5 protein-coding genes, 1 pseudogene and 1 riboswitch are annotated in these 9,865 nt (G+C 65.6%); of the genes and pseudogenes, 2 read left to right on the top strand and 4 right to left on the bottom strand.

From position 1 onward, the window contains the following. Positions 1-31: 31 nt before the first annotated feature. Positions 32-1,432, bottom strand: coding sequence for a replication-associated recombination protein A (locus RTN46_RS14925; protein ID WP_312182540.1), 1,401 nt, complete (start codon positions 1,430-1,432; stop codon positions 32-34). 513 nt (positions 1,433-1,945) lie between these two features. Continuing rightward, the gene (locus RTN46_RS14930) at positions 1,946-2,782 is read right to left on the bottom strand and encodes a PhzF family phenazine biosynthesis protein (protein WP_312182542.1); all 837 of its coding nucleotides are present in this window, start codon (positions 2,780-2,782) and stop codon (positions 1,946-1,948) included. A gap of 147 nt (positions 2,783-2,929) precedes the next feature. Further along, positions 2,930-3,049: riboswitch (SAM riboswitch) on the top strand. 49 nt (positions 3,050-3,098) lie between these two features. Here RTN46_RS14930 and RTN46_RS14935 point away from each other — a divergent pair. Beyond that, positions 3,099-3,608: a flavin reductase family protein gene (locus tag RTN46_RS14935; protein ID WP_312182544.1), complete on the top strand. Its 510-nt coding sequence runs from the start codon at positions 3,099-3,101 to the stop codon at positions 3,606-3,608. Between the two features lie 108 nt (positions 3,609-3,716). Here RTN46_RS14935 and RTN46_RS14940 read toward each other — a convergent pair whose 3' ends face one another. Both RTN46_RS14940 and aspS read right to left on the bottom strand, forming a co-directional pair. Continuing rightward, positions 3,717-6,920 carry a M66 family metalloprotease gene (locus RTN46_RS14940; protein ID WP_312182546.1) on the bottom strand — a complete coding sequence of 1,068 codons (3,204 nt, stop codon included), beginning with the start codon at positions 6,918-6,920 and terminating at the stop codon, positions 3,717-3,719. 307 nt (positions 6,921-7,227) lie between these two features. Continuing rightward, entirely contained in the window at positions 7,228-9,024 is a 1,797-nt protein-coding gene (aspS, locus tag RTN46_RS14945; protein ID WP_312182548.1) for an aspartate--tRNA ligase, read from the bottom strand. A 126-nt stretch (positions 9,025-9,150) separates the two neighbouring features. Here aspS and RTN46_RS14950 point away from each other — a divergent pair. Then, positions 9,151-9,865, top strand: a pseudogene (locus RTN46_RS14950) (amino acid permease); the annotation flags it as partial.

Genomic DNA, 9,865 nt, shown 5'->3' on the forward strand with positions numbered 1-9,865 from the left:
GGCGCGGTCTGCGGCCCGGCATCCGGGCGGACTACTTTCCCCGGATAATCCCGCGCAGCCGTTCGAGCCGCGCTGAAATATCGCGCTCCGCTCCGTTGACCGTGGGCTTGTAATAGTCCTTGCCGACCAGGTCATCCGGCGCGTACTGCTGCTTGGCCACTCCATGCGGCTTGTCGTGCGAGTAGACGTAGCCCTTGCCGTGCCCTAGCTGCTTGGCGCCCGGGTAATGGGCGTCGCGCAGGTGCGGCGGAACGCCCTGGCCATAACCGGCACGGATGTCCGCAGCCGCGGCGCCGATTGCGAGGTAGGAGGCGTTCGACTTGGGCGCCGTCGCAATGTGGACAACTGCCTGCGCCAGGATCAGCCGCCCCTCGGGCATACCGATCATCTGGACGGCCTGGGCGGCGGCGACCGCCGTCTGCAATGCGGTCGGGTCAGCCATGCCGACGTCTTCCGCGGCGGAAATCATCAGCCGGCGCGAAATAAAGCGCGGGTCCTCCCCTGCTTCGAGCATCTTGGCGAGGTAGTGCAGGGCGGCATCGACGTCGGATCCCCGCAGGGATTTGATGAAGGCGCTGGTGACGTCGTAGTGCTGGTCGCCGGCGCGGTCGTAGCGCAGCGCCGCAACGTCCAGGGCCTGTTCGGCGTGCGGGAGCAGGACGGTGGGGATCTCTTCGTCCGGATCACGTTCGGAATAGGCGACGCCGGCAGCGGCCTCCAGTGCGGTCAGACCGCGGCGGGCATCCCCCGCGGCGAGTCGCACCAGGTGTTCAAGTGCCTCGTCGCTGAGCTTGATCCGCCCGGCCAGCCCGCGTTCGTCGTCGACAGCCCTGACCAGAAGATTGGAAATGTCTGCCTCGGTCAGCGGCTTGAGGGTCAGCAGCAACGACCGGGACAGCAGCGGCGAGACGACGGAGAAGGACGGGTTTTCCGTGGTGGCGGCGATCAGGACTACCCAGCGGTTCTCCACACCCGGCAACAGGGCGTCCTGCTGGGCCTTGTTGAACCGGTGGATCTCGTCGAGGAACAGGACGGTGGTGAGGCCGTGCAGGTCCCGGGACGTCAGGGCGTCATCCATGACCCGCCGCACATCCTTGACGCCGGAGGTGATGGCCGACAGCTCAACGAACTTCCGCCCTGAACCGCGGGCGACGACGTGGGCCAGGGTGGTCTTTCCGGTGCCGGGAGGGCCCCAGAGCATCACCGACGAGGGGCCGGCGGGCCCGGCCTGGGGGCTTTCGGCCAGGGTACGCAGCGGGGAACCCGGCGTCAGCAGGTGCTGCTGTCCCACGACCTCGTCGAGGCTGCGCGGACGCATGCGCACCGCCAGCGGGCTCCGCGGGCGCTGTCGGGCGCTGTCGCCGTCCTGATCTCCTGCCCCGCCGATGTCCTCGAGGTCCGGATCCTCATCATTGCTGAACAAGTCACTCACGTTTCCAAGGCTACCCGCGCCCTCCCCCTCTCCTTGGCGCATGCTCTCCCCTTGGCGCACTCCCGCCCCCTGGACCCGGCCGGCCGGGCCGTCGGCCCCCGGGCCGTTGGTCCCCGGGACGGCCTCCAGTGCGCAGAAATGGCGGGATAGGAACGGTTCATCCCACCAGAGCTGCGCACCCAGGCACCGCGCCAGCCGCCGAGGCCCGCGGGACGGCCTCCAGTGCGCAGAAATGGCGGGATAGGAACGATTCATCCCACCAGAGCTGCGCACCCAGGCACCGCGCCAGCCGCCGAGGCCCCCGGGCCGTTCTCCAGTGCGCAGAAATGGCGGGATAGGGACGGTTCATCCCACCAGAGCTGCGCACCCAGGCACCGCGCCAGCCGCCGAGGCCCGCGGGACGGCCTCCAGTGCGCAGAAATGGCGGGATAGGAACGATTCATCCCACCAGAGCTGCGCACCAGGCCGGCATCGCGTGCACCCACGCGAGTGCTCGCTGCCCTCGGGAGGGGCTTAGAGCGAAACGGACCCGTCAATGCAGGTCACAGACTCCCCGCCGACCCAGATCCGGCCTTCACGCATAAAAACCCTGACCAGCCCGGCCCGATGGACCGCCGTACCCTGCGTCACCGTGTAGCGCTCCTCTGCGAGGCCCTCGCCGATCAGCCACTGGGCCAGTCCCGCGTTCAGGCTGCCGGTGACCGGGTCCTCGGCCACCCCCAGGCCGGGAGCGAAAGCGCGGACCTCGAAGTCCGTTTCGGCGGATTCGGGCTGTGGAGCGATCACGCCGACCCGCAGGTTGCCGAGCGCCGCGTGGTCCGGGCGCAGCGAGAGCACGGTCTCGGCGTCGGGCAGCAGCAAGCCCATCCATCCCGGCCCGTTGTCCACCCACTGGTGGCCTCGGACCTGCTCCGGCGACAGTCCCAGCGCAGCCGTGACCCGGGCCAGGATGTCCGACTCGACGGGGCCGGTGCGGATGAGCCGCGGCGCGGCGAAGGCAGCCAGTCCGGCATTGACCCGCAGCGGCACCAGCCCGATGCCGCATTCCTGGACCACAAGCCCCGGCCTCATTGGCGTGTTGCCCGCCTCCGTCCAGGCGTGGCACGTTCCAAGCGTGGGATGTCCGGCGAACGGGATCTCTCCCCCGGGTGTGAAGATCCGGACGCGGTAGTCGGCGTCCTCCTGGATCGCCGGGAGCACGAAGGTGGTCTCCGAAAGATTCGTCCAACGGGCGAACTGCAGCATCTGTTCGTCATCAAGGTCTTCGCCATCCAGCACCACGGCAAGCGGATTGCCCTGGTAGGGGCGGCCACCAAAGACGTCTACCTGCTTGAACCAGCGTTGTCTCATGCGGACACTGTAATGGCTCTTCCGGCTTGCCGGGGGAACAACCGCCTGCCCGGAGAGCAGCCCGGCCGTTACGAACTGTTGCGAATCATGTGGCCTGTGTGACACGGGTTTGCGCCTCCCTGCGCCGGGCCCTAGGTTGATGGACAGAATCAAGAGTTCCAGCCACAGGCCCTGGCCGGCTGGACGGCAACCCTCTCGCCATAGCGGGGTGCTCCAGGTGACGATTCGGCCGTTCCGGTGGATCTCCCGGTCCGGCAAGTACAGCGTTCCCGTGTTGCCCGCAGGACGGATGGGCGCGTCAGGCAGAGGAAATCCAGTGGCCCTTGAAACCGATCTGCACCCCAATGCGCTCCGCCGGGCGTTCGGGCGTTTCCCCTCCGGGATCGCCGCTCTTTGTGCTGAAATCGACGGCGCTCCCCAGGGGATCGTGGCCTCGTCCTTCACCGTTGGCGTTTCGATGGATCCGCCGCTGGTGATGTTCGCAGTCCAGAACACCTCGCGCACCTGGCCGGTGCTGCGGCGGGCGGTACGGCTGGGCGTGTCCGTCCTGGGGGCGGGGCACGACGGCGTCTGCCGCCAGATCGCCTCCAGGGACGGCGACCGTTTTACCGGCCTGAACGTGGCTGAGTCCGGTACCGGCGCCCTGTTCCTGGAGGAGGCAGCACTCTGGCTCGAGTGCTCGGTCGAAGGCGAGGTGCCCGCCGGGGATCATGCGGTGGTGCTGCTGCGCGTGCACGGCTACTCCACCCACGAAGACGCCCACGAGCCGCTCGTGTTCCACGGATCGAAGTTCCGGAACCTGTCGGTGCCTGAGTTCGCGCTCTAACCGGACGGATTGAAGCAGCAAATCAAACCTCATTCAAAAAGGTGCACGTCCCGCAGCAGGACGTGCACCTTTTTGTTGGTTACCGGTGTCTAGCCGGTGCAGAGGCCGCTAGGCGTCGAGGCCGAGGCGGAAGAGCGCCGCCAGGCTGCCGGCCTTCAACGTTGCCATTCCGGGGTTGGCTGACGTTGTGAGGCCCGTCCAGATCTGATTGGCACCCGCGTTCTTCGAGAACATGCCAACTATTCCCTCGTCACGGTAGAAGTCGAGGTAGCTCGAGACCGAACTCTTGATGTGCCCGTCTGCTTCAAAGAGCCAAACCTGAGATCCGTCGGCCGGGGCGCACGAGGCGGTTTTCACCGGCGTACCGGGCACCAGGCACAGGTCAGGACGCGCCTCGCTGTGGATCGCACCGCGCGCATCCGCAAACCAGCGCTGGGCAGCGGTATCGGCGCACCGCGACTTGTCCTTGGGGACGGTGACGCCGCCATTGTTCTCCAGTACGAGGCAGTGGCCGTTGTTCACGAGGACCCGCCCACCGCTGGGAAGGACCTGGGTGGGGCTTTCCGTGAATCCGCTCCTGGTCAGGAGTGCCGTGAGTTCTGCCGTCGTGGCGGGGTCCTTCGCATCGAGCTTCGCCTGGTTCGCCTCAATGAACGCATCGATGGAGGCAGTGGCGAAATTCAGGCCGGCAAGCGTCGCCAGGCTGCCTGACTTCAGCGTGGCCATACCGGGGTTCGCTGCGGCGGCCAGACCGGTCCAGATCTGGTTCGCCCCGTTTGTCTTCCCGTACATGCCCGCGATCCCCTGGTGCCGGTAGAAATCGAGGTAGCTCGAGACCGCGCTCTTGATATGCCCGTCGGCCTCAAGCTTCCACACCTGTGATCCTGCAGCCTGGGAGCACGCGGCAACATTCACCGGAGTACCGGGAACGAGGCACAGATCCGGGCGCTGTTCGCTGTGAATTGCACCGCGGACGTCGATCATCCAGCGCTGGGAAGCAGTGTCGGCGCACAGCGCCTTGTCCTGCGGCACCGTCACGCCGAGGTCTTCGCCAAGGACGAGGCAATGCCCGCCGTCGACCAGCAACCTGCCTCCCTGCGGAAGCACCTGGGTGGGATTCTCGACGAAGCCCAGCGAGGACATCAACTTGAACAGTTCCGCTGTGGCGGCCGGATCCTTGGCATCGAGCTTGGCCTGGTTCCCCTGGATGAAACTGTCGATCGAGGCGGCGGCCGCCGTTTGTGCCTGGACTGATTCGGCCACGCGCCGGGCCTCCGGTGTGAGCCCGCTCAGGTCATCCTTCCAGCTCTGCAGGAGCACAGTGCCGTTTGTGTCCAAGACTGGTACGGCCTGGTTGGCAACGGCCTGGAGCTTCGCTTCAAGCTCCGGCAGTTCAACGGCACGCAGGGCTTCGTACCCGGCTTCCTGGCCAATCACGACGGCGGGGCGAAGCGGCTCCTGATCTGCTGCAATGCTGATCGAGTTGCCGAGCTTGGTCGTTGTCCCATTCACCCGGCAGTAGATCGAGGCATCGGTCGGCTTATCCGCTTCGGCGAGATTGACGTTGAACTGCTTGACGCCGTTGCTCGCCAGCAGGGCCGTCTGCTCGACGTGCCCGTCCTGGAAGGTGATATCCAGCCAGCACCGGCGCGTTGAGTCAGTGGCCTTGGTGTCCGCCTGCGGGAGGTCGAATACGTTGCCGTAGTTGCTGCGGAAGGCGGGGTAAAGCACGGTCTGTTCAGGCACCGATGGGTTGTATCCACCGAGCAGGGTGTAGACCGGAACGCCGACCTGGGCGGGTTTGGGCGCCGAGAACGCGGGCGTCTTCACCTTCGCATCAACGTAGGCGCCTGCTGCGGCATCCCAGTCCCGGTAGCCGCTGGGGTAGGACAGGTCCGGGACAACGGTGGCCAGGGACCGCTGGGTGATCTCCGTGCTGTAACCGGTGAGGTGGGTGTAGCGCGAGAGGGTGCTCGAGTTGCTGCCGCCGGACATGGCGTCCCGGTGGTAGTTGTAGAGGCCCTGGTAGTTCTGCGTGAAGCGCCCGGCGTTCAAGTCGAACCCCTCGGCGGTGAAGTCGGTGTTCGAGGAGAGATTGGAACGCATGCGGTCCCGGTAGGCAATGTAGCCCCAGCCGCTTTCGCTGTGGTGGCTGGCGTTGATGACCCGGTCATCACCCTGCTTCGAGGTATCCACCCCCGGATAGTGTCCAAGACCGTAGGAGTGGCCGAGCTCATGGCTGAGCTCGTTGCCCACGGAGTCGTACAGGGTCGCCATCCCGTTGCCCCCGCTGAGGCCGTGCGTCTGCACACCGTTGGCATAGTTTCCGGCCGAGTGATGGATGATCCGCTGGTTGAACGTCCCCGGCTGCCGCTGGTCCATCGACCCGCTGGTGGTGCCGAAATTGGCGAGGTTGATGCCGGTGCTCACCTGCGCCTTGCCGACGCTTTCGCGCAGGTCGCCCGAGTAGACGTCGCCGTTGACGGCGCTTTTGCCTTCATAGATGACGCCGGAGGACACGATGACCTTATCGAGGCGAACCGGCTCATAAACAGCCATCGTGAGTTTGGAGACCGGAATGGTCTGGAAGTAATCGGCCCCGGACTTTTCCGGCTGGTTGAACATGTAGTGACCATCGGACTTCGGGTAGTCCGTGAGCATGCCGAGCTCGATCGAGCTGATAATCATCTCCGCCGGCGCAGCGAACTGGATGTTGCTCCGTGCGAGCACTCCGGTACCCGTGTCCGTTGTAAAGGTCAGCTCCAGGCCCGGTTTCATCCAATTCCAGGGCAGCTCGGCAGTCCAAGCTGTCGAGGAATAAGCGACGTCGGCCCGGTTGTTAGTGATGTCCATATCGGAGCGGGGAATATCCGACGGCGGGGCCAGTTGGAGCGTCCCCTGGGGAACCCCGTTAATGGTGGCCGCTACGCTTACTCCCGAGGCGCCTGAATGGGGCGAGAAAAGGAGCAGCGCCGCCCGGTCTGCCACCAGCGAAGGCATCTTTGCCGCGGCATTTCCGGCCGCATTGATTGTATGGCTCTGGGCAAACTGCACCTGGCCTGCAAGACCCCCTGTGAGGTCATTGCGGAGCTGGCGCTCCGTCCCCGCCGCGGTGGTGTCATAGAATCCGGCAAGGTCAAGGGGAACGACGGCGGACGCAGGCTCCCCAGCCAGCGTCTCGGTGCCGTTGCCGGCGTCGTTGGTTGTGGGGACTGCCGTCGAGAAACCGGTGAGTCCGAGGACCAGGGCCGTTCCGACGGTTGCCGTGGTCAGCCGGGATAACAGTGGGGGTGTGAGACTTTTGCGCTGCATTCGTGTTTCCTCGTCGGCCCGCGGTAAATCGACGATGTGACTGATAGTCGGGTGCGGGCAGAAACTAATCGCCTTAAAAACCCTATGAGTGGCAATCTCCAGCCGGAATAGCGGTAGCGCAAAATGGGCACAAAATTCCCAAACTAATTCTGCCGGTCAATCACAAGCATGCTTCATTTTTCCGACACCGAAATCATTCTCGTTTCTGAATTCGCACTAACGCACGAATTTCGGTCCGGAGCCCGTCCCCCGGAGCAGGCAGCAAAAAGCCCGGCCGCCCATGGGCGGCCGGGCTTTTCCCGGGAAACTACTGAGCTGCGGGAGTTTCGTCCTGCTTGTCCTGCTTCTTCTCCGGCTTGAAGTCCACGCCGGCTTCCTTGCGCTGCTGCGCGCTGATCGGCGCCGGAGCGGAGGTCAGCGGATCGTAGCCGCCGCCGGACTTCGGGAAGGCGATGACGTCGCGGATCGAGTCGGCGCCGGCCAGCAGGGCCACCACACGGTCCCAGCCGAAGGCAATGCCGCCGTGCGGCGGCGCGCCGTACTTGAAACCTTCGAGCAGGAAGCCGAACTGCTCCTGCGCGGTCTCTTCGGAGATGCCCATCACCTTGAAGACACGTTCCTGCACGTCGCGCTGGTGGATACGGATGGAGCCGCCGCCGATTTCGTTGCCGTTGCAGACAATGTCGTAGGCATAGGCCACGGCGGAGCCGGGATCGGTGTCGAAGGTATCCATGAACTCGGGCTTCGGCGAGGTGAACGCGTGGTGCACCGCGGTCCATTCGCCTTCACCGGCAGCAACGTCGCCGGCAGCGACGGCTGCGGCAGCGGGCTCGAACATCGGCGCGTCGACGATCCAGACGAAAGCCCAGTCCTTGGGATCGATCAGGCCGGTGCGGTGGCCGATTTCGACGCGGGCTGCGCCGAGCAGGGCACGTGCTTCGGAGGTCTGGCCCGCGGCGAAGAAGATGCAGTCGCCGGGCTTGGCGCCAACCTTCTCGGCGAGGTTCTCGCGCTCAAAGTCGGTGAGGTTCTTGGCGACCGGACCGGTCAGCGTACCGTCCTCCTGGACCAGCACATAGGCCAGGCCCTTGGCGCCGCGCTGCTTGGCCCATTCCTGCCAGGCATCGAGGGTGCGGCGGGCCTGGGAGGCACCGCCCGGCATCACGACGGCGCCGACGTACGGAGCCTGGAACACGCGGAAGGTGGTGTCCTTGAAGAACTCGGTCAGTTCGGTCAGTTCCTGGCCGAAGCGCAGGTCCGGCTTGTCCGAGCCGTAGCGGGCCATGGCATCGGCGTAGGTCATGCGGCGGATCGGGGTTTCAATTTCGACGCCGATCAGCTTCCAGAGAGCCTTCACGATCTCCTCGCCCAGGGCGATGATGTCGTTCTCTTCGACGAAGCTGGCTTCGATGTCCAGCTGCGTGAACTCCGGCTGGCGGTCGGCGCGGAAATCCTCGTCGCGGTAGCAGCGGGCAATCTGGTAGTACTTCTCGAACCCGCCGACCTGGAGCAGCTGCTTGAAGAGCTGCGGCGACTGCGGCAGGGCGTACCAGGAACCCGGTGCCAGGCGGGCCGGCACCACGAAGTCGCGGGCGCCTTCGGGGGTGGAGCGGGTCAGGGTCGGGGTTTCGATTTCGACGAAGCCTTCGCCGTGCAGCAGCTCGCGGGCCACACGGTTGGCTTCGGAGCGCAGGCGCAGTGCCGCGGACGGAGCCGGGCGGCGCAGGTCCAGGTAGCGGTGCTTCAGGCGGGCTTCCTCGCCGACTTCGACGTGCTCGTCGATCTGGAAGGGCAGCGGATCGGAGGTGTTGAGGATAACAACCTCGTCGGCGATGACCTCGACCTCGCCGGTGGCCAGCGCCGGGTTCTCGTTGCCTTCGGGGCGGCGTTCAACCTTGCCGGTGATCTGCAGGACGTACTCGTTGCGCAGGCCGTGGAAGACGTCCTCTTCCCGGACGACCACCTGGGCGACACCGGAGGCATCACGCAGGTCGAGGAAGGCAACGCCTCCGTGGTCCCGGCGGCGGGCCACCCAGCCTGCAAGGGTAACGGTCTGTCCAATATGCTCGGCCCTCAGGGAACCAAGGGCATGTGTGCGCAGCACAGCAGTCCTTTCAACTTTGATTACTTGCGGAAACACCTGTTCCCGCCCATTGTGAGTGGAGATCTTCTTCGAGTTTACCGGTGATCCATTCTGTTCCCGGCCAAGTGCAGATTGATCGGAGGATGAGTGTCCGGCAACGCTGCCCTCAAGCGCCCGCTGGGCGGTTTCGACGCGACGACAGCTGGTATCGGTTCCATTGTGGGAGCGGGCGTGTTTGTGGTTTTCCCCGCCGCCGTGGCCGCGGCCGGCGGAGGGCTGGCGGTGCCCCTGCTCATCGCTGCAGTCATCGCCTATGCCTGCGGAATGTCGATTTTCCAGGTCAGTGCCGCCTTGGACGCGGGGCATGCCAACTACGACGACGGCGGCACCCGTGCGGCCCGCCTGATCCTTGGCCCTACGGCGGGGTTCGTCACTGGATGGGTTTTCCTGTGCTCCCGGCTGGCGGCGTCCGCCGTCGCAGCCCTGATGGTAGGTACCTATCTGCTGCCTGACTTCGCCATTCCGGTTGCAGTAGCGGCCGTCGTCCTGACCGCTGTGCTGAACATCTTTGGTGCGAGCCGCAGCGACTGGGTGTCCAGGTTCATTGTCGCTTTTGTGATCGCGGTGCTGGCCTTCGTGGCGGTGGCGGCCTTCAATTCCGACCCGCCACCCGGAACGGCGAAGCTGGCCACGCTGCCTGAGCCGGGGCTCGCCGGCACTCTGGAATCCGCCGCCCTGCTTTACTTCGCCTTCATCGGCTATGGCTACCTGGCATCCTTGGGCCCGCATGTGCGCTCCCCCGGACGCAACCTGCCGATCGCCCTGCCCCGCTTGCCCCGCTGGGCTGGAGCCATCCGAGCTC

The organism is Arthrobacter sp., assembly GCF_031988865.1.
Classification (GTDB): domain Bacteria; phylum Actinomycetota; class Actinomycetes; order Actinomycetales; family Micrococcaceae; genus Arthrobacter_B.